We start from the raw sequence: 23,124 nt of genomic DNA, 5'->3' as shown, positions 1-23,124 counted from the left end.
CCGAGTCCCACGGTTTGCTCGCGTTACGACGGGCGCCGAGCTCCCGTTTCGGCACAAGACAACTGCGGAAGGATAAGCTCAATGATCCTGAAGGACAGAGTGGCGATTGTGACCGGGGCGGGTTCGGGCATCGGGCGCGCCAGCGCCGAAATCCTCGGGCAGGAGGGCGCCAACGTTCTGATCGCCGACCGCGATGGCGAGAAGGCAGCCGAAACGGCCCACGCCATCGAGCAAACGGGTGCGCACGCACTGGCGATTGCCATCGACGTGTCCGACGATCTGCAACTTGACGTGTTGATCGCGCGCTGCATGGAAAGGTTCCGCCGGATAGACATCCTGCATTCCCATGTCGGCTTTCAGGTGGAAGGTTCGCTGGAGCAGGCGGACGTGGAGGGGATGGACAGATCGTGGCGGCTGAACGTGCGCCAGCACTTCCGCCTGGCGCAACTGGCGGTCCCGCATATGAAGGCGCAGGGCAGCGGCTCGATCATCATCACGGCGTCGAACTCCGGCGTGCTCTATGACCGGGGGATGATCGCCTATGCCACGACGAAGCACGCGGTCGTCGCCATGACGAAACAGATCGCACTCGACTATGCACGCCATAACATACGGGTCAACGCGCTCTGCCCGGGCTGGGTCGACACGCCGTTCAACGAACCGTTCATGCGACAGATGGGCGGACGCACTGCGCTTGAATGCTATGTAAGCCAAAAGATCCCCATGGGCCGCTTTGCCACAGCCGAGGAAATCGCCGAGTCGGTGCTGTTCCTCGCATCCGATCGCTCTTCCTTCATGACTGGCCAGGCGCTCGTCATCGACGGTGGCGAATGTCTAGGCTGACGTCTCGCTATGGTCATACAATTTCTTGCGGCTGTAGTATTCCCCAAGCTCGATCGCCGGAACGGTGCTCACGCCGAGCTTGCGAGCCGCCTTTGCCGATATAGAGGCCGATCAGGACGCGATCGCGCAGACCGCCTTCGCCGATTGCTGTCTCTTCGGATTGGATGCCGCTCCTTGCCTTAGCAGGTCTGGAACTTGCCGCCCGCTACGGTGACTTCGGACGCCCGCCTGATAGGTTTGAGCTTGCCCCGGGGCGCCCGCAGCGACGAGCACTACGGCGGCTGGGATCGAGCAATCGTCTGACCTGAAAAATGGCTGAGGAGAACGAACCGGGGCCGGAGAATACGAGATGGAGTTGGAAGGTCAGTGCGAACTAATCGTTCGGTCCATCCGTGGGTCGCCCCCGGATTTCGCGACAACTGCCGGTTCACGTGACGGCAGGGAAAAGCAGGTCGACAGTCGTCCCCGCTTCGGGTTCGCTGGAGATCGCTATCATGCCGCCGACCATTTCCATGAACGCGCGCACCTGCGGAAGCCCGAATCCCGTCCCGCGATCACCTTTCGTACTAAAGAACGGATCGAACACTTCGCGGATGATGTCGGCGGGCATGCCACAGCCTTCATCTCTGACCCTGACGCGAACGTGGCTCGATGTAAGGTTGATTCCAGGTGTGTCGGAGCCTGAAACATGTCTGGTGCTGATGTCGATCCTGCCGCCGTTCGGCATAGCGTCTCTGGCGTTCGTGACAAGATTTAGAACGGCCGCCTCGAAGAAGGCGGGATCCAACAGGCAGTTCGGCAGGTCGGGAGTTAGATCCAGTATAAGACGAACGTTCGGCCCGGCGCCGTATCTGAGAAAGGGCTCGAACGTGTGCAAATACTCATTCACGTTGCCGGCATGGGGATCGAGGCTCTGATGCCTCGCAAATGCGAGAAGCTGAGACGTCAGCGCAATTCCTCCATCGACCGCGATCTTCGTCTCCGCGAGGTGTGCACGCAGTTTGGTGGGATCGTCCCAGGTGTTTTCAGCCAGCCTGAGGCCTGACCCGATGGCTGTCAGCAGGTTCTGGAAATCGTGGGCTATTCCGCCGGTGAGTTCACCAAGCGCTGCCAGCCTGCGTGTCGCAGTTGCCCGCTGCTCCGCCGCAGCGGCGGACGGTAGCGGAGTCTGAGGCTGGACTGACGTTTCCTGGGTCACCTTGTTGCCAATTTGCGGCTTGGGCGTCGTCACGACAGCCCAGAGTCAATCCGGGACAATCCCTGCTTCCCTTATACTAGCATAACAACACGCAGGATGTTTTCTTGCCACCTGCGCCCATCACACGGCAAAGGTCGGAAAGCTCAGAATCATACGATGATCCTCGACTTTCTGAACACCCGGAATGTTTTCGCATAGGACCCGGAGGGCGTCGCGTTCCTCGTCGGACTCTAGGGTGCCCCAGAAGGAAACCACGCCGTTCCTGACCGTAAAATTGGGCGTGCTGGCGCTCGGCCATGCCTCATCGCGCAAAGCCAACTGAATCTGCTGACGGATAGTTTCGTCGTCTGCCTTGCAGGCGCTTCGTGGAAGGTTCGCCGTTGCAGCCAAGGCGCGAACTATGTTGGCGCGACTGACTATCCCCACGACCTTCCCGCCGCGCATCACGGGAACCCGCCTTATTTTTCGCTGCGCCAACAGGTCGGCGATGTCCGCGATCGGCGTGGATTCTTCGACGGTTACGACGTTCTTGGTCATAACGTCCATGACGCGGGTTGAATGCTCGCGGCTGTACGCGGCGGCAAGCACCGCCTTGCTCTTGAATATCCTGGACCACCATGACACCGGGCGCGCGGCCGTGCCGATTTCGGCTCGATGGAGGAGGTCTCCTTCGGTCACGATGCCCACCAGAACATCGTCGTCCAGGACGGGCAATCCGCTTACGCCTTGGGTGACGAGGAGTTCGGCGACAGTCCGAATAGCGGTGTCGGACGCCACAGTGATGACGTCGGCGGTCATTACATCTTTGGCCATCAGCATTTTGACTGCTCCTTCGATACCCACGCCTGGGCTCCGATCCCAGCGGGCTGCCGCGGCGTTCGACGACAAGGTCCGATAATACGAAACTGCTCGCTGCAGTTCTCTTGCGTGGAAAGCCCGCGCCTCGAGTTCATCCGACAGTGGGACCAGTCGTCCGGACTTTCGAGCCTTGCTGAAGAACCATGGCTCCGGAAGGCCACCTGCTTGGGGACCTATAACAAGAGCTGTCACGAAAGGCCTGGCGGCGATCGTGTCCTCATCCATCAGTCTTTCAAGTGAGGCCCTGACAAGAGTTTCGTCGACGCCTGCGACGGTTCCAACTGATCGGAGCAGCTGCCTGTAAGTGGTGGGTATTCCTTGGCACGCGTGCCTGATCAGTTCCTGCTGCAGGCGAATGCTCATGAGCCGTTCCTCCCGCTGCCCCATCGGTCTGCCGAACCTCATAGAGCTTTGCGCAATCGAAATCGGGAGCTCGGATCTGGAAGAAGTATGGGGAGGCATGCAAGCGCCCTTTCCAGTGGCAAGTGCCACTGGGCCTGAGTTCGGAGACTGCAATCGATGCCCGAGTGTTTACCGAAAAGTGTGCTAGGTCCAACGAAAGTTATTGCCACTTGAATGCAGGTTCGTTGCTTGATCTCGCCGTCGAGCCTGACCGGTGGTCATCAACGAATGCACGACAACAGCGTCAGCAAAAAGCTCACTGCCGAAGTTGGACCTAATCGGGGCTGTCGTTTAAAATGGAATGCAGTCCAGCCATGGCTGGCCCTACAACGGTTTCATCCGCGCTGGCGGACTGCACCGCGTAGACCGGATAGGAGAATTGCGGCATCTCGGGCACGAGGTGAAGCCTGCCTTCCGCTATATGAGGCTGCACCGCACTCATCCTGACATAGCCGGAACCGCCGGCCGAAAGAAGGTAGCTGAGCGCAAGTGGGCCGAGATCGAAAGAGAGATCCGGTGCGACATCCGGGAAATTCATGTCGTGGTGAAGCACAAAGTCGGGTCCCCAATCCGTATACACATACTCAGGGCCGCCTAGAAGGCGCGCTTCGGGATCGGTGGTCACGAGCACGAGCTTTTCTTCCGTGAGCAGGTCAATTTTCAGACCCGGGCGATGCTGGGGCGCGTACATGATCGCGACGTCGACCATCCCCGATGCAACTTGATTGATCAGATCCTGCGGCACATCAACATGCACTCGAAGCGCGATGTCCGGCAGCGACTGGCGCATCCATCGTACCCAGTCAAGGAGCAGCGGTTGCCAAAGGCTGACCTCGCTACCGACTGTCAGAACGGCGCGCCGGCCTGGCGGCACGGCAACCTGGTGAAGCGTACGCTGCCATAGCTGGACGAACATCGGAGCGTGACGCAGGAATTGCTCGCCTGCCGGAGTGAGCGAAGCTCCGCCCTTATGTCGAATGAAAAGCGCACGTCCCAGCTGTTGCTCGAGGCTGCGGATTCGGGCGCTCACGGTGGTCTGAGCGACATTCAGCCGCTCCGAAGCCCGGATGAAGCTTCCGGTCGAAACGATCTCGATGAAAGTTCGCGCGAGTTCGATGTCCATCCGACATAGCATAAAACTTGCATTCAAATGTCAATCAGCTTCGTTTGTCAGATAGGTGGCCTGCGCGGTACGCTTCGGTGAACCTAGAGCCGAGGTCGGCGCCTGAATCAGGCCGCACGGCGACGCCCCGAGTGCCGAATGCGGAGGATGCTCCGCATTGCTAGAGGTGTAGATGCTGGATCTGAGCGCGTCACGTGACCCAGGCATGTAGTGGGCATTCGGCTGCCCGCGGGGGAAGGACTGGATATGACGCATCCGCCATCTGAAGAACGCCCACAGTCGGGTTTATCGGCGCGTCAGCAGGATCCCGGAGCACGACGGCATCGTTGTGGGTCTCGTCATGGGCCGCGTAGACAGGGTAATAGGACCTTTCCGCGCCCGGTCGCGCAATCGGTCGAACACTTCGCGATGTTCGCGGATCTCCTCCGGATGCCGTCGGCGGAATTCTTCAAGCGGGGAGCTGGCAACCATAGCGGATATATTGAGCGATCATAAAAGTTGCACTCAATTGCCGGTTAAATTCGTTTGCGTGAGGCCCGAAATGCTCGGACACTCGCTTAAACGCAGCCCACCGGCTCGAAGGACACAGCTGGTACGCGACAGAGAAATCCGAAGTTGCCGGCAGATAGAATCCGAAGCTCGCGTTTCCAGGCGCAAAGGCCTGTAACATCGCCCATTTCACCTAGGGGAGAAGGAACAATGGCTGAAAGCCAAAACAGACCGGATCTCGTTGAGGGCATCGCGCTTGTTGATCTCCCCGATGGCGGCAAGCTCGTCGGTCATTGCGGCGACGAGCAGGTGATGGTGGTGCGCCGCGGGAACGAGGTGTTCGCAGTCAGCCCGACTTGCACACATTACGGCGGGCCGCTTGCCGATGGTCTGGTGGTCGACGACACCGTCCGTTGTCCATGGCATCACGCGTGCTTTGATTTGCGCACGGGCGAGGCTTTGCGCGCCCCCGCCTTCGGTCCGCTCGCGAGCTGGTCGGTCGAACAGCGAGAAGGCAAAATATTCATAGGCGAGAAACGCAAAGGGGTGACACCGAAGCCGGGTGATGAATACCCCACCCGGGCTCCCGATAAAATCGTGATCGTCGGCGGCGGCGCGGCCGGTTTTGCCGCGGCCGAGAAACTGCGCCGCGAACGATATCAAGGCAGCATCGTCATGCTCAGCGACGACAAGGTGCCGCCCGTCGATAGGCCCAATCTTTCCAAGGACTACCTCGCCGGCAAGGCGCCGGAGGACTGGATTCCGCTGCGCGGGCAAAGCTTTTATTCGAAGAACGAAATCGATCTCCGTCTCGAGACGAAGGTAACCGGCATCAACGCCGGTTCCGGCGAGCTGGTGCTCGCGGACGGAAGCAGAATTCCCTACGACAGGCTGCTGCTCGCAACGGGAGCCGAGCCCGTCCAACTGACCATCCCCGGCGCCGACCAGCCGCATGTGCACACGTTGCGTTCACTTTCCGATTGCAAGGCAGTCATCGCCAGCGCCAAGACCGCGCGCCGCGTCATGGTGCTGGGCGCCAGCTTCATCGGCCTTGAGGTTGCGGCGGCGCTTCGGGCCCGTGATATCGAGGTTCACGTTGTAGCGCCGGACAAGCGGCCGATGGAGCGGATACTTGGCCCGCAGATGGGCGACTTCATCCGCACCCTGCACGAGGAAAACGGCGTCGTCTTTCACCTGGAGGATAGGGCGAGCAGCATCGGCGGGGCGACGGTCAGACTCGAGCGCGGTGGCACATTGCCCGCGGATTTCGTCGTCGCCGGCATCGGCGTGCGTCCGCGCACGGGCCTTGCCGAGGCGGCGGGACTGAGCGTTGACCGTGGCGTGATCGTGAATGCTTATCTCGAAACGAGCGTGCAGGGGATCTTCGCGGCTGGCGACATAGCCCGGTGGCCCGATCCGCACACGGGCGAAAACATCCGAGTCGAGCATTGGGTGGTTGCGGAAAGACAGGGGCAAACTGCGGCGCTCAACATGCTTGGCCGGCGGGAGAAGTATGCCGGTGTACCATTCTTCTGGAGCCAGCATTACGATGTTTCGATCAACTATGTCGGCCATGCCGAGCATTGGGACATGGTCGAGATCGACGGCGACATTGCGGCCAGAGATTGCCTTCTCCGGTTCAAGCGCAATGGGCGGACACTGGCAGTCGCATCAATCTTCCGGGATATCGAAAACCTGGAGGCCGAGGTGGCCATGGAACATCAGGGGGCGCAGGGAAGCGCTCTCGGCAAGCACCTCGCATAAAAGCGGAATCACGAGGTCGCGGTGATGGAAAGGATTAGCCTCATGGCAACAATGCAGCAGGAACCCAACACCGGCAGCGGCGTACACCCGGTTACATCGCCTCAGCGCTATTCGGCGCTCGTCAAGTTCATCGACGATGTCATGGACAGAGAGTCGAGCCCAACATCCGTCGAAATCTATGCGGTCGGTAACAACTGGTATTGCAATGTCCGCTGCGGGGACAAAATAACCCGCCCCATGGGGCCTTATAGCAAACAGCAGGCGGAGCAAATGCAGGATATCCGCAGGAGGCTGATTGCAAAGGGGGGCACTGCCCGTCTGATGTTCGACCAGAATGGAATGAACCCACAAGCCTCGTAGCGCGTTGCAGTCAGCTGCGTGACCAGCGCTGCCTCGGCGGATATTCCTCAGCTGGGGAGCCTAGGCGCACGCGCCCGCAACGTGGCGACTTGTCCGCTCGACACATGGAGCGGACGGGGTCACGGGCCAGCCGTAGCGACAATCTTCCAATAGAAGCCAGGCGTCTAAGTTGTGCGGTAAACAGTCATTCCCGCGCCAATCAACGTCGCGATCATCGGTGTGGGCGGCCGGGCAATTCGTTGGGCCGGCAGAGCGCTAAACGCAGATCCTTAGATTCCGATTCGCTGCTTGTAGGAGCTGACACGGCCCACAATTTTCATTGCGGGCCATCTCTTGCATCGGCTGCCCGTCAGAACGAGCGCTGAAAGCGGACGATGCCGCCGAGGTTGGCTTTGTTGGTAGCACCGGTCCAGTTGTAAGTGTCGTCCGAACCCACTCTAAGGTAGTCAATTTCGCCCGTTACCTTGACTCCGGGCATGATGTCATAGGCAATGTTCGTCGCGACGGCCAAGTTCTTGTGCTGGTCGCTTGAGATCTGGGCATTGAACGAAGTCTTCTCGTTGATCCTGTAGGTGCCACCACCCCAGACCGCCCAGTTCCCACCCCACTGCTTGAAGAAGTTGCGGCCTGTGAACGTGTTCCTATCGGTGCCGTAACCCGCCATGATAAACAGCGTAAGATTCTGGGCCACATTCACGTCCAAGCGAACCTTCGCGGTCCACTCTTCGTAGTTGCTACCATAGGCGCCTACCCCTGTGATCGCACCCCAGGGTTGCTTGTACTTCACGCCCCCAACGAGATTCGGCATATAGCTGTCGATCGAAGTATCGCCCGATCTATCGCTGGCGCCTTGTTCTAACGACGCCACAGCCGTGAAGCCATTGCCGGCCTCAAAGTAGTACTGAACGACATTGGTGTCGAAGCCGCCATATGGAACCAGCGTGTCGTTGATGACGTTGCCGGCATAGCCGATGAAGGTATTGAAGGCGGATTCGTCCTTGCCGACACGCAGACCACCGAGCTGCATCCAGGCAAAGTTCAGCGTCAGACCCTTGTCGCGGGCCTGCCAGTTGGTACCTCCTGCGGAATAGTCGCCGCCGCTGTTGCCGAAGCTGATGCGGGTCTCGGTATAGGTCTTCAAAGTGCCGAGCTCGGTCTCCTGGCCGGTCCAGGTTTTCACCGTGAAGCGGGCATTCATTTCCCAGGCAGAGTTGGTGCCGCTGCCCATCTTGTCTGGAACATGATTAACGCCATCAAACGCCCCGGTGTCGCCGGCGGCGATGTCGTAGCGGACATAACCGCCGATGCGCAGGCAGGTTTCGGTGCCGGGAATGTAGAAGTAGCCAGCCCCGTAGACATCGCAGATCTTGACGTAGTCGGCGTGTTCTGGCTCCGCGACTACGGCTTCGGCAGCGCGCGTACCGGAAACTGCGATTACGGCCACAGCGGGGCCGAGTAGAAGGCTTGTCAAGTTCATTTTTGTACCTCCAAAAGGTTTAAAAAAAGGGTTTGGGCCTTTTTACTGAAGGACAGCGTCCCACCCGCGCCCGTGATCGAGAAGGACGGGACCCCGCACCAATCTCTAAATCAGATTGAAACTAGTGATGTAGAGATTCAATAAATCACTTTTGGAACGAGTAATATTTGATCAATATCATAATAAGATGTTGCGTAAACAACACAAATATCTCGAAACTTTGTTCATGTAGTTCAGTTAGTACATTTCGTGTACGGCGTGCAATGTGTGCATATTTTTTTATTCTACTGGTGGTTCCACAAGATAGGTGGTGGCACGCGATCGTGTGCCGCCTGGATGTTGATTTGGCAGCAGCTTAGGGCGCTTTAGGATGACGAGTTCTGGCGCAAGGCTGAGACGACCTCTACGACCAAATCTTGCCGGAGCATGGTGATGGGTGTCCGGCCGCCAAGACAGGCCGACGGGTTCTTAAGCCAGAACCATGCTCGTCGTGGATTCGCGAAGCAGGAGAGCACATCCCTTATGCCGGGAACTGGCCTGCCGTCTACGAATTGCGCCAAAGGAAACACATGCTTACGGGCGCCCGTCCTCAATGCGACCACCTCATTATGCCGCCTCCATAGATGGAGTGTCGATCGGGGTATACGAAGCTGTTCTTCCAAGTACGTCTGCCCCACTACCTGCCCAGCCCAATCCCCGATCAATATCGTCTCAAGCTCGTCCCTCTGATGCGACAAATCCTGGAAAACTTGTCGTGGCTCGCCTGGAGTTGAGGCGGCTGGGGCATCTTGCGCCTGGCTGACAAGGCTCATTTCCAAACGAAGCATCGCCTTGGCTGCAAGCGATTTAACTAACTCTGACGCCAGCCTGGGTAGGTCGTCCTGCATAGCGTCGATGGCGCGCAAATGGTTAGGAGGAAGAAGCGCCACGGCCGCAGCGACTCCGCCAGCGATCTTGCCGGCTGAGATCGAGGTTTTTCTCGATTGGGCGCGCCGAGCCAGTGCACGCTCGACCTCCAGCGCTATGAAGGTTTCGAATTCATCTACGTAGTGCTTGGGTTCGGAGTTGGGCCAGTCAATCATGCAGTGTCGCCAACGCTGAGGACGGGAAAGGAACAGTCCTGAGCAAAGCTCAGCGTTTCGGGACTATGATTTCGATTGAATGAGGCACATTCCGTTGCCGTTTCTTCTGTCCATCCACCGGAAGTGCTTGTAGAACCAAGCCGGCGACCTTGCTTTTCTTCGGGTTCGGAGGGTTCATGCGTTCCCGCCCGCCCGGCGCGATAGGTGCCGGGGGTTGGACACCAGTTGAGAAAGCAAGAGAGAGCTTCAGACAAAATCAGTCCTCTACAGCACGCTAATGCTGAGATGGCCTTTGGCGCTGCGGGTCTCGCGGGCTTCCAACACGTAACCGGCCGCGCGGATTGTTCGGATTGCGTCGTAACCGCTTAATGGCCGCAACGCCTGCCGCAATCGCCCGATATGTACGTCGACAGTGCGGGGATCGACTGACCTCGTTCCGCGCCATGCCGCCGCGATAAGCGATGGTCTGCTGTGCACCGTGTTCGGAAACCGAAGAAAATACTGCAACAGCCGGAATCCGATCGGCGCCAGATCCAGCGGCCGCCCATTGCATCTGACGCTTTGGCTGGCAAGGTTCATTTCGATCTCTAGCTGTCGCAGCGTCCTGCCTGATCCTAGTTGGCCGAGATCCTCGCCATATACACCACTGGTCGCACCGTTCTTCAGAAACTGCAGCAGTCTGGCAGGCGCCAAAGGACGGACAAGGCTGTCATCGATACCGGCTTCTATCAAGTCGATGTGACGTTCGCTGCTGGCGCTAACCAGTGCCGCGATCGGAACGCGCCCTGTTAGTGCGCCGCGTCTCAGTCCTTCACATATCGCCCCTAGATTATCCGACAGGCAATCAAGAAGGATCGCACGTGTATTGGGATGATCCGCAAGACGGACCACCTGATCCGGTCTGCTAGCCAGACAGACCGCATATCCCTCGGCCTCAAGGATATATTGGAGCAGAAAGCAGAATTCTGCGTCTTCAGAGCTCAACACCACAACAGGTTTCATTTTGACACCTCCCGTCGCGTTCGCACATTTCTACGATTCAAATCGTTGTCATTGCGCATCCGCCGCACCCGTCGGCTCGCCGGATCGCCTTGATCAGCCCACTACAGAGGCAGGAATTCTCCGCCATTAACGTCCACGACCGCACCATTCACAAAACCGGCTTCGCGAGAGATCAGAAATTCGACAACGGCCGCGACATCATCGGGTTGGCCGAGCCTGCCGGCCGGAATGGCGGCAAGTGCTGCCTTGTTGGTGGGCGTGCTCGGTTCTCCGGCCATGTTCGTCAGGATTCGGCCGGGTGCGACCAGATTTACGGTGATGCCAAAAGGAGCATAAGCAGCAACGAGAGACTTGGTCAGTCCCGACAGCGCTGCTTTTGAAGCGACGTAGCTCGCCCCCGCAATTTTGGGCCTTGTCCGCGCTGCGACGGAGCCGATCAACACTATACGGCCGAAACCGCCCTCCATCATGGCTGGGCCGACTGCCTGGCAACAAAGCATTGCACCGGTCAAATTGACGGCCAACACTTCGTTCCACTCCTTCAAGTGGATCTCGTTAAAGGGGGTGGCGCCTTCACGTCCCTTTGGCGAAACACCTGCATTGCAGACTAGTGCGTGCGGTGAACCCCATTTTGCGCGAAGTGCGAAAAAAAACTCTGCAATCTGCGCCGGTACCCCTAGGTCAACGCGTTGGGCGAAGACCCGCTCCGCGCCGAACTCCTGGGCCAGTTCGTCGCGCGCAGACTCGACGCTTTCACAACTCTGGCTGAATACCGCAACCAGGTAATTTCGACTAAGAAGTAGACGCGCGGTCGCGAGTCCTATCCCGGTGGTGCCGCCGGTGATCACGGCGATCTGCGAATGGCTGCTATCGATCATGCTGCGGCATCGACCTCCGCAAACAGCGACAATGGTGGATGAGCAGCTGGATCGGTCATGACTTCGATGACAAAAGGAGAATTTGCAGCCATGCCGGTGCGCAATGCATCAGAAATCTGGTCCGCCGATTCAATCCGAACCGCCGTGCAGCCGCAGGCTCTGGCGATCATTGCATGATCGACTTGACCCAAATGGCACGCGCTCGTGAAGGCACCGAACTTGACTGACTCGGCGTCCCGCTGAAAGCCAAGAATGCCGTTGTTGAGCACAATCACCGTGATTGGAAGTTTGCAGCGAACCATGGTTTCAAGTTCAGCCCAACTGTGTGCAAATCCACCATCGCCGACGATGACTACCACCGGGTATTCCGGTCGCGCCACCTTGGCTCCAATGGCGAGTGGGATTCCCCACCCAAGCCCAGCCAGACCACGCGGAGTCAAAAATCGCATCCCCGGCGACCGCGCGCGCAATTGGCCGGCGACCCACATCGACGAATAGCTAGCGTCGGCCACGACGGTCGTGTCCGGCGTAATCTGGGCCTGCAGTTCGGCCATAACCCGCTCGGGGCGGATTGCCCCCCTCTCGCTTTCCAAGCGGCTTGAACGCGCATCATGAAATTGCGTCCAGAAGCTGCCTATACGACCTGCAATCACGCTCCTGGCGGTGAGCCGTCGCGAAAGATCGGATTGGCAAAGCGCAATGCGCAACGCGCGCAGGGTTTCGGCAGCGTCGCCAACCAGGCGCACCTTTGCCTCGTAGGTGCGGCCAACTTCCGCCGGATCCACATCGATGTGGATGATCGCTTTGTCAGCAGATATTTGCGTCCAGCTGTCCGTGCCGTTCTGGTTGGTGCGGGTGCCGACCAGCAATACGACGTCTGCTTCCTTTAACAGCGCTACCGAATGACACCCAAGCGAACAGGGCCCAACAAGAGAACCAAGGACTCCGGCCGAGAGCTCATGAAATTCGTCGACCGCTCCCTTGCCCATGAAGGTCGTGAAAACAGGAAGTGCGCATTCGTCCTGAAACAGAGCAAGTTCGGCTGACGCCCCGCTCGCATGCACACCGCCGCCGGCGATGACGACCGGCAATTTTGCATCGCTCAAAAGTCCGGCTGCGGCGGCGATATCGCGTTCGCAGGGGCGCAACCTGTCAATTGGCCAGTGACCGAGATTGGCTGTTCGCTCGAATTCCGTGCCAGTCCAGTTCGCGCGCAACAGGTCTGCCGGTAAGACAAGCGCAGTGGGGCCCGGTCGCCCTGACCCTGCAATGGCAAACGCAGCGTCGATGTAGTCTTCGATCCGCTCCGCCACCACAACCTTGCGCACCCATTTGGTGCAGGACTGAAATAGCCCCAGATGGTCGAGTTCCTGGAAAGCATTGCGGTCGGCTTGAGCGCGCTCGACATCCTGCACGATCGCTACGATTGGTATGCTGGCCTTCAGTGCCTCTGCCAGAGGGGGGACCAGCAGCGTGGCGGCTGGCCCGTTTTGCGCGGCCACTACGCCGATCTTTCCAGAGCGACGGGCATATCCATCCGCCATTGCGCCGCCCATGTTTTCTTGTCTGTAGGCGATCTGCCGGATTCCCAATGCCTCCGCCGCCAGGATGACCGCGGATGGCAAGCTCTGTGCAAAAATATGAGAGACGTCATGGCGTCTGAGTGCCAGCGCAATGCGGCCGGCAACCGTGTTGGAGAGATCTGCTGACATCGGCCCCACTTCAAGGTTGGTTTGCTAGTCTGAGAAAATCGGCGAAGCAGTCGACGATCATGGTCGTTTCTGCCGCCCCCATGGGCGTCGACAATGAGGCCGCTGCGCCATTTGGCAAAAGGATTCCAGACGCCAGGAAATGTTGATGCAATCTCGTCAACGTTGCTGCCTCGTCTCCATTGCAGAATGCTTGCCTGAACTCGCGCGGCGGTTTTTCCTTCGGATGAATCCGGAAAAGCGAAGCTGCGCCAGTTACTGAAAACCGCGCGCCATGGCGCTTGATCGCATCACATAGGCCGGCCCTGACTTCGTTGCCCAATCGTTCGAGCCGATCGAATTGGTCCCTCGTCAACGCCTGCATGGCTATGGAGCCGGCGAGCATCGATATCGGGTTCGCCGAAAACGTGCCCCCTTGCGGTAAACTCCCTTTGGCCTGTCGAGTGCCGAAAACGCCCATTACGTCTTCTCGACCGCCGATGGCGCCTATTGGAAAGCCGCCGCCAATGATCTTGCCCATTGCGACAAGGTCAGGCTTGAGCCCATATCTGGCAGACGCGCCTTGGTAGCCCTGACGCAGGTTTAGCACCTCATCAGCGATGATGAGGACGCCATGTCTGCGTGCCGCTTCCATCAGTGCCCTGAGGAAGTCTGGCTCTGCTGCGATCAGGCCGGCGCGGCTGGGCATGGGATCTATAAGGATACATGACAGTCTGTCGGCGGTATCCTCCAGGCGCTGCAAACCTTCGACATCGTTGAACCGCAAAATGAGCACGTCATCGGCGACAGTCGCCGGCACCCCAGCATATAGCGGGACCGGCACCGGATCTTCTGGTGGCCCCCAACTGGAAGGTGTTCCTGCTTGACCTATTTCTGCCCAGTCATAGGCACCATGAAAGCAGCCTTCAATGCGCGCGATGCCAGGCCTGCCAGTGAATGCACGCGCCGCCTTTATCGCGAACATTACCGCCTCGGTGCCGCTGTTGACGAAGCGGATATGATCAATCGACGGAATACGATCGATCAGAAGTTCGGCAAGGGTGATTTCATGCTCGGTCGGGTTGGCAAAACAGCTTCCGCAGGCAAGCTGTGCTGAAACGGCCTCTATGATGGGTGCGTAGGCGTGCCCGTGAATGAGCGTGGTGAAGTTATTGTTCAGGTCGAGAAGACGGTTTGCGTCTACGTCTTCCAGGTAAGCGCCCCGACCCGCCCTCGCATACCGCGGGACCGGATCACGCTCGACGGTAACCCGTGTCGTGCCATCGGGAAAAACGCGAAGCCCCCGGTCGAAAAGCTGATTGGAAGCCTGGCTGGCCTGTTTCAGCCAATCCTGTTGTGTCGTCATCGATCATTTCCGTCGCAACCCAGTTATGTTGCAACAAAAAACACACAAAATGGTTTGACGCAACATAAAACGTCAAAAAGATCGCGATTGTCCGGCGCGTTCGCGATTGGCGTGTCTCATGCGTCGATACCCGTCCCGAATGTCGCTCTCAATCGCCGCGCGAACGGCGCTGCCGTCACGTTCGGCCAGTCCCTCCAGCGCAGCCATGTGGTTGTGAACGCCATATTTTGCTTCGGCGAATTCTGGATAGAGATCATTAAATGAGGCTCCGATCCGTAACCACAGCGTTTCGATCGTAGCCAGCAGATGAGGCATGCCGCAAAGCTTGTAGATCGAAAAATGGAATTCCTTGTTGCTCCACAACGCCTGCGCATACCGCCTGTCATTGAGGGCGGCGTTGATCCTTAATTGAGTCTCTTTGAGCGCTTCGATGTCCTCGTCTGCCACGCGAGCGGCGGCCTTTTCGGCAGCAAGGCCCTCAAGAGCCAGACGCATAAGTGTAATTTCTTCAAGAGCTTCGGGGTCTAGAGACGGAACAATAACCGTCTTGGGTCCGGCATAGACCAGCGCGCCCTCGAGAGCCAGGCGGTTGATGGCATCCCTTGCCGGCGTGGAACTCACCCCCAAGGCCTCCGCGAGACCGCGAACGGTCAACTTGTCGCCGGGGCCATAGGCGCCTCTGATCAGTTGTTCCTTGATCTGCTGATAGACGCGATCACCCAGGCGAGCCGGCGGTCTGTCATCCTGTGTGACGAATTGGGTGCTGGGGGCCATCAAGAAATCCTGAAGTTGACAGGGTGAAAATTTTGTTGCATCAAACTTGCACTGTGAAGGTAAAGTGAACTTTGTGTGACATCTGGATTATCATATATCCGGTCTCCCGTCTTATGTTTTGGATCTCGACCCTCTGTTTTGGGGGCGACGAGGGGAACTGGTGTCAAAGCCGTATCCGGGCTCGCACGGACGGCAATGACAAGGCCTCGGTCCTTGACCAGCGGTTCTGATGGTCGCGAGCCGCATTCTTCGTAGGAGGAACACCAGCTTGATCGGCGAAACACTTTCTCTCCAATCCCTTAGCAAGCGCTTCGGGCCAACCGTTGCCGTTGAGGACATATCGTTCAACATTGCAGCAGGCGAGTTCGTGTCGGTGCTGGGACCGTCGGGATCCGGCAAGACGACCCTGCTGACCATGATCGCCGGGTTCGAGTCGCCGAGCTCTGGCCGGATCTCGATTGGTGGCCGCGATATCACCGCAGCCGCACCCAACCGGCGCAACATCGGTATGGTTTTTCAGAAATATGCGCTGTTTCCGCATATGACCGTTCACCAGAACGTCGCCTTCCCTTTGCGCATGCGCCGGGTGGAGCGTCTCGCGATCAAGGATCGCGTGAGGCGGGTCCTCGATCTGGTGCAGTTGGTCGGTTTCGACCACCGCTATCCAAACCAGCTTTCGGGCGGCCAGCAGCAACGCGTCGCTGTCGCCCGAGCGCTGGTGTGCGAGCCCCCTGTTCTGCTGATGGACGAACCACTCGGCGCTCTCGACAAGAACTTGCGCGAGGCCATGCAGCTCGAAATCAAACGGATCCAGTCCAGGCTCGGCGCTACCGTCGTCTACGTCACCCACGACCAGGACGAAGCAATGACCTTGTCCGACCGTGTGGCCGTGATGTCTGGTGGCAATCTCGTCCAGCTCGGCGCCCCGGCGGACATCTACCATCGACCGCGGTCAGCTTTTGTCGCCCAGTTCGTCGGAAAGATGAATTTCATCGATGGCGAATGCCAGCGCGACGAAGCCGGCACTTGCCACATCCGCATATCGGACAGGATCACCATCGCCGCCCCGTCCCCGTCCTTGGACATTGCGGGCCGCCTGCAACGGGGTTGGGCCGTCAAACTCGCCGTCCGGCCCGAAAGCCTGTCCTTCGCACAAATAGATTCAGCGACTGCCATACCCGGCCATATCGACGCGGAAATCTTTGTCGGCGCGTTCCGCCTGTATCTCGTGCGCCTTGCCACGATCGGTCAGCCCATCGTGCAAATCCAGCTTCCTGCCTCCACTTCGGTTGGTCCTTTCAGACGGGGCGAACGGGTTGGCGTGCATGCCGCCAAAGAAGCCTTCCATGTCTTTGCAGCGCCTGAGGCCTGATCATGGCTGACGTACATTTCAAGCCAAACGATCAGAGCTTCAAGCTACCGGGCGGCTCGACGAACCGCTATTCGCCGGCGTTATCGCTTGCTCTGATCGCTCCGTTGCTGCTGCTGATGTCGGTGGGTTTCCTGTATCCGATTGGAGCGCTGATCAAGCTGAGCCTGTTTATGCCGGCACTGGATTTCACTGCATACCGCAAGATCATCGAGCAGCCGATCTACCTTTCGGTCATGGCGCGAACGTTTAGAATAGCGCTGTTCGTCACCATCGCCTCCTTCGTGCTTGGCTATCTAGTCGCCCTTGCTATGGCGAGCCTCAAACGGCGCCTGGCGGCGGTTGCGACGGCCGCGGTCTTCATCGCTCTCTGGTTGCCGGTGCTAGTACGCTCCTATGCCTGGATCGTGCTTCTGCAGCGAAATGGCGTGGTCAACAACCTCATAGCGGAACTCGGACTGGTGGGAGCGCCTCTCAAGCTCATCTACAACGAAGGGGCGGTTATCCTGGCAATGACCCAAGTCCTTCTCCCATTCATGGTGTTGCCGATCTATGCGGCGCTGCGGTCGATCCCGCAAGAGTATGTCTGCGCCGCCCGCAACCTCGGGGCAGGGGCGTCAACGGCATTCTTGCGCATCACCCTGCCTCTCAGCCTGCCCGGCGTGTTTGCCGGATGCGTCATGTGTTTCATTCTCGCGCTCGGCTTCTACATCACCCCGGCACTGGTCGGCGGCCCAGGCACCCTGATCGTCGCCACACTGATCGGCCAGCAGGCGACCGTCCTTCTCGACTGGCCATTCGCCGCCGCCCTCTCGACGACGTTGCTGATCGCGACGCTGACAATGGTGGTGGTTTTCCGCAAGGCCTTTTCCATGTCCAAAGGATTTGCAAGTGTCGATTGAAACCGGATATCCCCGTCAGGCAAGTCCTATAACCGGCTGTCGCGTCACCATCCGGCAAAGGCCTTGGGCAGCTGCGGTCGCCGTTCTGCTGCAAGGCGCGGTGCTCGCCCTGGTTCTCTTCTACCTTGTCCTGCCAACCCTCATCATTCTGCCGATCTCACTGGGGACCGCCGATTATATCGAGTTTCCGCCCCGCCAGCTGACGCTGCACTGGTATCGCGAATACCTGTCCGACCCGGACTGGATGGCCGCAACTTGGTTCAGCCTGAAAATCGCGCTTGCAACCAGCCTTGCCGCAACAGTCATCGGCACACTTGCGGCAATTGCTCTGACGCGCGGGGATCTGCCGGGTAAACAAGCCGTTCAGGCGCTTTCGCTTGGGCCCATGGTGGTCCCCCACGTGGTCTTCGGTGTGGCACTCTACCTGGTTTTCGCGCCCTTGCAGCTGACAGGAAATTTCGTGGGGTTCCTCGTCGCCCACACCGTACTGGCCGTTCCCTATGTGCTGATCACCGTGACGGCTGCACTGCAACGGTTCGATTTCACGCTGGAACTTGCTGCACTTAGTTGTGGGGCCAGCCGGACGCGATCGTTTCTGCTCATTGTGCTGCCAAACATCTCGCCTTCGGTCGCTGCCGCGGCAGTGTTCGCCTTTCTATCTTCCTTTGACGAAGCGACGGTGGCCTTTTTCATTTCCGACACAGGCGGGAAAACCATCAGCCGGAAGATGTTCGAGGACATCGATTTCAATCTCACACCAGTGATTGCCGCGGTCTCGACGTTGCTTGCCGGCGTGTCGCTCATGCTGATGGTAGCGATCAGAGCCAGCACCCGGCAGCGCTAGAGATTGGGGCTTAACAAACCAGACGCGGGAGGAACTTCGATGTCTTGGACTTTACAGAAAGTGATTGCAACAGCTGCAGGTTTGGCCACCCTGGGTGGTGGCGCTGCCGCCGAGCAGATAGTGGTCGCGACGACCGGTGGCGCATACGAAAAGGCACTGCGGGACGCCTGGTTCGATCCCTTTACGGCAAAGACGGGCATTGAGGTCGTCACCGTTGCAGCCACAAACGCTGAAATGCGCGCCAAGGCTGCGGCCATGGTCAAGACCGGCAACGTCAGCTGGGACCTCTATCTGCAAGGGGAGATACAGGCGGCTTCCGAGCAACACCTGCTTTACGCCGAGAACCTCTCGGAATTTTGCAAGGAATTTTCCACACACGCTCATCTCGAGCCGGATTCTTGTACCGCAGCGGGTGTGCGGTTGCTCTCGAATTCCACCCTTCTGGCATACCGCGCGGATGCGTTCGCCGGTGCAACACCGCAGACCTGGGCAGACATGTGGAACCTCAAGAAATTCCCGGGTGGCCGCTCCTTTCCCGACTTCAGTGACCCTTGGCGCGTTATGGCCGCGGCCCTGCTTGCCGACGGCGTGAGCCCAGAAAAACTGTTTCCGCTCGATATCGACCGGGCCCTGGCGAAGTTGGAACAAGTCCGACCGGCGGTGGCGCTATGGTGGAAGACCGGTGATCAAAGCATGCAGGGCTTTCGCAACGGCGAATATGTGATCGGTCAGATCTGGCTGACCCGCGCCAAGGCTCTGAAAAGTGAAGGCCTGCCTGTTGCATGGTCACACGCCGCATCTTTCCTTGTCGGGGACCGGATCGCACTTATCAAGAACGCACCGCATCGCGAGAACGCGCTCAAACTTGCCGAATACTGGCTGAACACCCCGGCTGCCCAAGCGAAGGTCTGCGAATTCTTATCCTGCAAGCCGCCAAGCGGCGAGGCGATCAAGCTGATGTCCCCACAAGCGCGCGCCGACATGCCGAATACGACAGATCCCCAAAACAGTCCCGTCATTCCAGATGCCAAATGGATCAACGACAACGCCGCCCTATTGCTTGAGCGGTGGAACGCTTGGATTCAGCAGTGAACAAAATGGTAGGTTGATCATGAGCAAATCTGCGCCGCGTGTCCTGGTCGCACGGATATGGCACGAGTCGAACGGGTTTAATCCGCAGCCCACTTCCGCAGCCGATTTCCAGATATCGGAAGGCGACGAGCTGATGTCAGCTGCCGGGTCTTCGGGGTCGACCCTGGCTGGTATCATTCAGCAGCTCTTGAAGGAGCAGGCAGACGTTCTGCCCAGCATTTCGGTTGTCGCGCCTCCAGGCGGACTGGTCGATCACGCCTTTTTCGTCGAGGTCAAGCAACGTCTGATCTCCGACGCCATAACGCTCAGACCTGACGCGATTGCGCTCGAACTGCATGGCGCCATGGGAACCACACTCCGCGCCGACGCAGAAGGAGATCTCCTCGCTGGGCTCCGAACCGCTGTGGGCGAAACGGTGCCGATCGGAATCGGGCTTGACCTCCATGCGCATGTCACGGATGCCATGCTGTCTGCCGTCGACATCTGCATAGGCTGCAAGGAAAATCCGCACTCCGACGTTATCGAATGCGGTGAGAAGCTGGCTGCCTATCTTTTGGCGATGCTCAACGGCTCCTTGCGCCCTGTGACAGCCATGGCCAAGATACCGATGATTCTGCCGGGCGCGGCAGAAACAGCCGCAGGCCCTTTGCGCGAGATTCATGACCAGGCGCGCATCGCCGCGAAGGATTGTCCGGCAATCTGGGACATCTCCCTCTTTAACGTATTCCGCTATGCAGACGACGAGGACATTGGCCAAGCGGCCATCGTCTTGACGAATGATGCCGGGCAAAAAGGTGAGCTGGTGGCGGATTCGCTCGCTCGCGCTTTCTGGGAAAAGCGGGCCCGCTTCACTGACAACCTGTTGTCGATTGACGAGGCACTCGACGCCGTTGCCAAAGCCGGCACCGGCCGGCCTTTTGTGCTCGCTGATATGGGCGACCGCGTGCTTGCCGGCGCTCCTGGCGACAGCACAGCCATCCTGGCCGCCGCCTTGGAACGCGATGAGGGCGGCTTGCGGGGGGCTATCCCCATCACTGATCCGCAAAGCGTTGACATGGCCTTCGAAGCTGGAGAGGGCAACGTCATGTCATGCGCTGTGGGCGGTCGGATCACTCCAGGCTTCAGGCCCTTGCCGATCACCGGCAAAGTCATCCACCTGAGCAGCGGTGAATTTACGCTGGCCGGTCCCTTCCAAGGCGGCGAACCTTCAAGCATGGGACGGACCGCCATTGTGGAAATCGATCGTCGGCTGCTCGTCGTTTTGACAACCAAGGCAGCGTTCAGTCACGACCCTGCCGTGTTCACCAGCCAGGGCATCGATCTGTCCTCACAAGACTTTTTCGTGGTCAAGTCTGGATATCATTTCAAGCTGAATTTCGGCGCCGCAGCCACGCCGCTGTTGGTCCGCACGCCAGGGGTCGGGTATTACACCAAGGGCTCGCTCACCTATCGCAGAGCTCGCTTCTGGCCGGAGCACGATACTGGTGATCCTGTGGTCAATGCGCGCATTTTCGACAGGGCGGCATCATAATCTGCGGCCCTTGTTCCAGATGCGAACGTGCAACAACGCCCGCCAGGCAACGCTCCGAGCTGAAACTAGGTGCGTGAACTCAGACCGACGCCACGATGGCTTCAGCTGCAAATCACGGTTTCTGAGGCTCGAACGACTCTGGGTGGCCGCTGGCGGGGTAGATGATTCAATACTTCAGATACGCGCACTCTCACTTTTGTTCCGTTCGAAACTCAGATAATCGACGTCGCGATGCCGTGTCATACGGTTCTGCTTGAAGCCAAGTTTCTTGAGCACCTTTTGCGATTGCTGGTTGGCGGGCCGGACCAATCCGACCAGCTTGCGGCAACCCAACCTGCCAAATGCGTCGGCAGCGATCAGACCGGCGGATTCGGTCGCCAAGCCACGTCCCGAGGCGCGCCCGGAGAAGCAATAGCCGATTTCGACGGCGTCATGTTTGAAGCTGCGCAGGCCGCATCGCCGGCGAAAAGAAGATCGCCGTTTTTCTGTTTTTCGAAGACGGCAAAGAACCTCAGTCCGAATTCTCTCTCCTCCCGAAGATAAAGGTCGAGGCGCTCGTCCGACTGGACGCGGGTCATCGGCTGACCCTCCGTTGTGAGCCGAACGACGAGTGGATCGCGGTGAAGCTGAAACAACGCTTCCGCGTCCGATGGCTGAAGAGGGCGCAGGAAGAGCCGATCCGTTTCCAGAACAGTCAACGACCTTCTCCCGCCCTTGTGGCGTTCGATGCAAGCGAGGTCGGCGGCTCTGTCGCCCCTTCAGTTGGCACAATCGCGGCAAGCGCCTCGCTCAGACGCTCGATGTCTTCAGGCAAATGTCCGGCAGTGGGACATATGCGCAATCCGGATTCGCCCCTCCGGACAGTCGGAAAGAAGACCGCCGACACGTAGAAGCCGCGGTCGAGAATGGCGCGAGCCGCCCCGATCGAGACCAGTTCGTCGCCAATAGTTATTAAGCGAATCGGGAGCTTGCTCTGGGCTCCGCGCGTCGCGAACAGTCCATCGAACAGCTGCAATCTGTCCTGGAGCGTCGATTGCAGGCGATGCAATTCGGGGGTGCGATGCAGTTCGGCCGACGCCAGTGCGGCACCGATAGCCGCAACATTCGGCGAGGCCGAAAATGCGTGCGCGATGGCAAAGCTGCGAAACAGCTCTTCTTGTCGCGAGGTGCCCAGCATGATCAAGCCTCCAGACGCGCCAAAGCCCTTTCCGAGCGAGGCCGCAATGATGGTGCGATCCCCGAGTGGGCCCGCAATCTGAGAGCGGGCGTAGCCTTCGCCGTTGCAACCAAAAATCGAGATGCCGTGGGCATCGTCGATATAGAGGAAAAGCCCGTAACGCTGCTGTAGAGCCAGCAGATCCTCGATCGGCGCGCCGCCACCCATCGAGTAAATGCCGTCACAGATGTAGGCGACAGCGCCTTGGTCGCGGCAGATCGCCTCGAGTGCCTGCAAGTCGTTGTGGGGGATTGTAACGACTTCGGTTTCTTCGGCGATCGTGCCCTTGTGAAAGGCCAATGAGGCATGCGCGAACTGGTCGAAAACCATCACAGGCTTCTTGCCGCCGGTAAGATGCCCGGATGCCAGGATGGGAAGAGCGCCCATATTGGCGGCTAGCACCGTTGTGTAGACGATCACGCGGGCGTCTAACAGATCCGACAGACTGTCTTCCAACTCCCCGATCAAACCGAAGTTGAGGCGCGTACGCGCGCACGACCAGTGTAGCGTTCCATAGCGCTCGATCGCGTCAAGCGCGCCGCCAATGAGCTTTGGGTGGTTATCCAGGCCAAGATAGGAGCAGCGGACGTAGTCGACCACCGAACGTTCTTGATTCTGGCCAATGCTGATTGCGACGCCCCGCCCCGCCAGTGGACGCGCATACAATGCCATTAGCCCCTGGAGGCGCGCAGCGGCGAAATGGCTGCTTGCGTTCTCGATCAGGCCCTGAGTGTTCCGGCTTGCGCGCCTGTCGCTCTTCGCTCTATTTCCGGCAGACTGACTGACCATCGAATTCCTCCAGCGCTCGACGCGACGAGTCAGAGGACGGGGTCCGATGAAGGGACAGTTCCGGCGCCATGTCTCGA

At 59.0% G+C, this 23,124-nt stretch carries 21 protein-coding genes; 8 read left to right on the top strand and 13 right to left on the bottom strand.

Annotated features, from left to right (window positions below; all coding sequences use genetic code 11):
* The first annotated feature begins 81 nt into the window (after positions 1-81).
* Positions 82-843: an SDR family NAD(P)-dependent oxidoreductase gene (locus AC0L25_RS13920; protein ID WP_473596014.1), complete on the top strand. Its 762-nt coding sequence runs from the start codon at positions 82-84 to the stop codon at positions 841-843.
* 427 nt (positions 844-1,270) lie between these two features.
* Here AC0L25_RS13920 and AC0L25_RS13915 read toward each other — a convergent pair whose 3' ends face one another.
* From AC0L25_RS13915 to AC0L25_RS13905, 3 genes are all read right to left on the bottom strand, one after another.
* Positions 1,271-2,074 carry a sensor histidine kinase gene (locus tag AC0L25_RS13915; protein ID WP_473596013.1) on the bottom strand — a complete coding sequence of 268 codons (804 nt, stop codon included), beginning with the start codon at positions 2,072-2,074 and terminating at the stop codon, positions 1,271-1,273.
* Positions 2,075-2,161: 87 nt separating this feature from the next.
* Complete coding sequence (locus tag AC0L25_RS13910; protein ID WP_473596012.1) at positions 2,162-3,262, bottom strand: CBS domain-containing protein; 1,101 nt, start codon at positions 3,260-3,262, stop codon at positions 2,162-2,164.
* Positions 3,263-3,575: 313 nt separating this feature from the next.
* Entirely contained in the window at positions 3,576-4,424 is an 849-nt protein-coding gene (locus tag AC0L25_RS13905; RefSeq protein ID WP_473596011.1) for a LysR family transcriptional regulator, read from the bottom strand.
* Positions 4,425-5,123: 699 nt separating this feature from the next.
* Here AC0L25_RS13905 and AC0L25_RS13900 point away from each other — a divergent pair.
* Together AC0L25_RS13900 and AC0L25_RS13895 are read left to right on the top strand one after the other, a co-directional pair.
* The gene (locus AC0L25_RS13900; RefSeq protein WP_473596010.1) at positions 5,124-6,677 is read left to right on the top strand and encodes an FAD-dependent oxidoreductase; all 1,554 of its coding nucleotides are present in this window, start codon (positions 5,124-5,126) and stop codon (positions 6,675-6,677) included.
* A gap of 42 nt (positions 6,678-6,719) precedes the next feature.
* Positions 6,720-7,037: a hypothetical protein gene (locus tag AC0L25_RS13895; RefSeq protein WP_473596009.1), complete on the top strand. Its 318-nt coding sequence runs from the start codon at positions 6,720-6,722 to the stop codon at positions 7,035-7,037.
* Between the two features lie 349 nt (positions 7,038-7,386).
* Here the strand turns inward: AC0L25_RS13895 and AC0L25_RS13890 are convergent, their stop codons facing one another.
* The 7 genes from AC0L25_RS13890 to AC0L25_RS13860 form a co-directional block, all read right to left on the bottom strand.
* Positions 7,387-8,514, bottom strand: coding sequence for a porin (locus tag AC0L25_RS13890; RefSeq protein ID WP_473596008.1), 1,128 nt, complete (start codon positions 8,512-8,514; stop codon positions 7,387-7,389).
* Positions 8,515-8,879: 365 nt separating this feature from the next.
* Positions 8,880-9,596 carry an antitoxin Xre/MbcA/ParS-like domain-containing protein gene (locus tag AC0L25_RS13885; RefSeq protein WP_473596007.1) on the bottom strand — a complete coding sequence of 239 codons (717 nt, stop codon included), beginning with the start codon at positions 9,594-9,596 and terminating at the stop codon, positions 8,880-8,882.
* A 264-nt stretch (positions 9,597-9,860) separates the two neighbouring features.
* Positions 9,861-10,598 carry a response regulator transcription factor gene (locus AC0L25_RS13880; RefSeq protein WP_473596006.1) on the bottom strand — a complete coding sequence of 246 codons (738 nt, stop codon included), beginning with the start codon at positions 10,596-10,598 and terminating at the stop codon, positions 9,861-9,863.
* 101 nt (positions 10,599-10,699) lie between these two features.
* A complete protein-coding gene (fabG, locus tag AC0L25_RS13875; RefSeq protein WP_473596005.1) occupies positions 10,700-11,476 on the bottom strand; it encodes a 3-oxoacyl-ACP reductase FabG in 777 nt (258 codons plus the stop codon).
* The gene (locus AC0L25_RS13870; protein ID WP_473596004.1) at positions 11,473-13,188 is read right to left on the bottom strand and encodes an acetolactate synthase catalytic subunit; all 1,716 of its coding nucleotides are present in this window, start codon (positions 13,186-13,188) and stop codon (positions 11,473-11,475) included. Before AC0L25_RS13870 ends, fabG begins: the two co-directional genes overlap by 4 nt.
* 10 nt (positions 13,189-13,198) lie before the next feature.
* Entirely contained in the window at positions 13,199-14,530 is a 1,332-nt protein-coding gene (locus AC0L25_RS13865; protein WP_473596003.1) for an aspartate aminotransferase family protein, read from the bottom strand.
* Between the two features lie 72 nt (positions 14,531-14,602).
* Positions 14,603-15,304, bottom strand: coding sequence for a GntR family transcriptional regulator (locus AC0L25_RS13860; RefSeq protein ID WP_473596002.1), 702 nt, complete (start codon positions 15,302-15,304; stop codon positions 14,603-14,605).
* Positions 15,305-15,572: 268 nt separating this feature from the next.
* On the opposite strand from AC0L25_RS13860, the gene AC0L25_RS13855 reads away from it, so the two are divergent.
* From AC0L25_RS13855 to AC0L25_RS13835, 5 genes are all read left to right on the top strand, one after another.
* Positions 15,573-16,676: an ABC transporter ATP-binding protein gene (locus AC0L25_RS13855; RefSeq protein WP_473596001.1), complete on the top strand. Its 1,104-nt coding sequence runs from the start codon at positions 15,573-15,575 to the stop codon at positions 16,674-16,676.
* A 2-nt stretch (positions 16,677-16,678) separates the two neighbouring features.
* On the top strand, positions 16,679-17,575 hold the full coding sequence (locus AC0L25_RS13850; RefSeq protein WP_473596000.1) for an ABC transporter permease: 897 nt from the start codon (positions 16,679-16,681) through the stop codon (positions 17,573-17,575).
* Between the two features lie 85 nt (positions 17,576-17,660).
* On the top strand, positions 17,661-18,419 hold the full coding sequence (locus tag AC0L25_RS13845) for an ABC transporter permease (protein WP_473596058.1): 759 nt from the start codon (positions 17,661-17,663) through the stop codon (positions 18,417-18,419).
* A gap of 39 nt (positions 18,420-18,458) precedes the next feature.
* On the top strand, positions 18,459-19,511 hold the full coding sequence (locus tag AC0L25_RS13840) for an ABC transporter substrate-binding protein (protein WP_473595999.1): 1,053 nt from the start codon (positions 18,459-18,461) through the stop codon (positions 19,509-19,511).
* A gap of 19 nt (positions 19,512-19,530) precedes the next feature.
* Positions 19,531-21,042, top strand: coding sequence for a M81 family metallopeptidase (locus AC0L25_RS13835; protein WP_473595998.1), 1,512 nt, complete (start codon positions 19,531-19,533; stop codon positions 21,040-21,042).
* Positions 21,043-21,216: 174 nt separating this feature from the next.
* On the opposite strand, the gene AC0L25_RS13830 is transcribed toward AC0L25_RS13835, so the two are convergent.
* Genes AC0L25_RS13830 through AC0L25_RS13820 form a run of 3 tightly spaced genes read right to left on the bottom strand, consistent with a single transcriptional unit; the run spans position 21,217 to position 23,047 of the window.
* The gene (locus AC0L25_RS13830) at positions 21,217-21,462 is read right to left on the bottom strand and encodes a GNAT family N-acetyltransferase (RefSeq protein WP_473596057.1); all 246 of its coding nucleotides are present in this window, start codon (positions 21,460-21,462) and stop codon (positions 21,217-21,219) included.
* Positions 21,399-21,740 carry a GNAT family N-acetyltransferase gene (locus AC0L25_RS13825; RefSeq protein WP_473595997.1) on the bottom strand — a complete coding sequence of 114 codons (342 nt, stop codon included), beginning with the start codon at positions 21,738-21,740 and terminating at the stop codon, positions 21,399-21,401. The genes AC0L25_RS13830 and AC0L25_RS13825 overlap by 64 nt, the downstream gene beginning before the upstream one ends.
* A complete protein-coding gene (locus AC0L25_RS13820; RefSeq protein WP_473596056.1) occupies positions 21,737-23,047 on the bottom strand; it encodes an aminotransferase class I/II-fold pyridoxal phosphate-dependent enzyme in 1,311 nt (436 codons plus the stop codon). Before AC0L25_RS13820 ends, AC0L25_RS13825 begins: the two co-directional genes overlap by 4 nt.
* Positions 23,048-23,124 lie beyond the last annotated feature (77 nt).

It is taken from the genome of Mesorhizobium sp. WSM4813, assembly GCF_055811555.1.
The sequence above is the reverse complement of the archived record's forward strand: the minus strand, read 5'-3'. Positions and strand labels throughout refer to the sequence as shown.

What these genes read in the sequence shown, in the direction of transcription:
- AC0L25_RS13820 (WP_473596056.1), bottom strand. Translation starts at nt 23,047, where the DNA reads ATGGTCAGTCAGTCTGCCGGAAATAGAGCGAAGAGCGACAGGCGCGCA.
- AC0L25_RS13835 (WP_473595998.1), top strand. Translation starts at nt 19,531, where the DNA reads ATGAGCAAATCTGCGCCGCGTGTCCTGGTCGCACGGATATGGCACGAG.
- AC0L25_RS13880 (WP_473596006.1), bottom strand. Translation starts at nt 10,598, where the DNA reads ATGAAACCTGTTGTGGTGTTGAGCTCTGAAGACGCAGAATTCTGCTTT.
- AC0L25_RS13850 (WP_473596000.1), top strand. Translation starts at nt 16,679, where the DNA reads ATGGCTGACGTACATTTCAAGCCAAACGATCAGAGCTTCAAGCTACCG.
- AC0L25_RS13840 (WP_473595999.1), top strand. Translation starts at nt 18,459, where the DNA reads ATGTCTTGGACTTTACAGAAAGTGATTGCAACAGCTGCAGGTTTGGCC.
- AC0L25_RS13865 (WP_473596003.1), bottom strand. Translation starts at nt 14,530, where the DNA reads ATGACGACACAACAGGATTGGCTGAAACAGGCCAGCCAGGCTTCCAAT.
- AC0L25_RS13905 (WP_473596011.1), bottom strand. Translation starts at nt 4,424, where the DNA reads ATGGACATCGAACTCGCGCGAACTTTCATCGAGATCGTTTCGACCGGA.
- AC0L25_RS13895 (WP_473596009.1), top strand. Translation starts at nt 6,720, where the DNA reads ATGGCAACAATGCAGCAGGAACCCAACACCGGCAGCGGCGTACACCCG.
- AC0L25_RS13890 (WP_473596008.1), bottom strand. Translation starts at nt 8,514, where the DNA reads ATGAACTTGACAAGCCTTCTACTCGGCCCCGCTGTGGCCGTAATCGCA.
- AC0L25_RS13910 (WP_473596012.1), bottom strand. Translation starts at nt 3,262, where the DNA reads ATGAGCATTCGCCTGCAGCAGGAACTGATCAGGCACGCGTGCCAAGGA.
- AC0L25_RS13900 (WP_473596010.1), top strand. Translation starts at nt 5,124, where the DNA reads ATGGCTGAAAGCCAAAACAGACCGGATCTCGTTGAGGGCATCGCGCTT.
- AC0L25_RS13860 (WP_473596002.1), bottom strand. Translation starts at nt 15,304, where the DNA reads ATGGCCCCCAGCACCCAATTCGTCACACAGGATGACAGACCGCCGGCT.
- AC0L25_RS13870 (WP_473596004.1), bottom strand. Translation starts at nt 13,188, where the DNA reads ATGTCAGCAGATCTCTCCAACACGGTTGCCGGCCGCATTGCGCTGGCA.
- AC0L25_RS13885 (WP_473596007.1), bottom strand. Translation starts at nt 9,596, where the DNA reads ATGATTGACTGGCCCAACTCCGAACCCAAGCACTACGTAGATGAATTC.
- fabG (WP_473596005.1), bottom strand. Translation starts at nt 11,476, where the DNA reads ATGATCGATAGCAGCCATTCGCAGATCGCCGTGATCACCGGCGGCACC.
- AC0L25_RS13920 (WP_473596014.1), top strand. Translation starts at nt 82, where the DNA reads ATGATCCTGAAGGACAGAGTGGCGATTGTGACCGGGGCGGGTTCGGGC.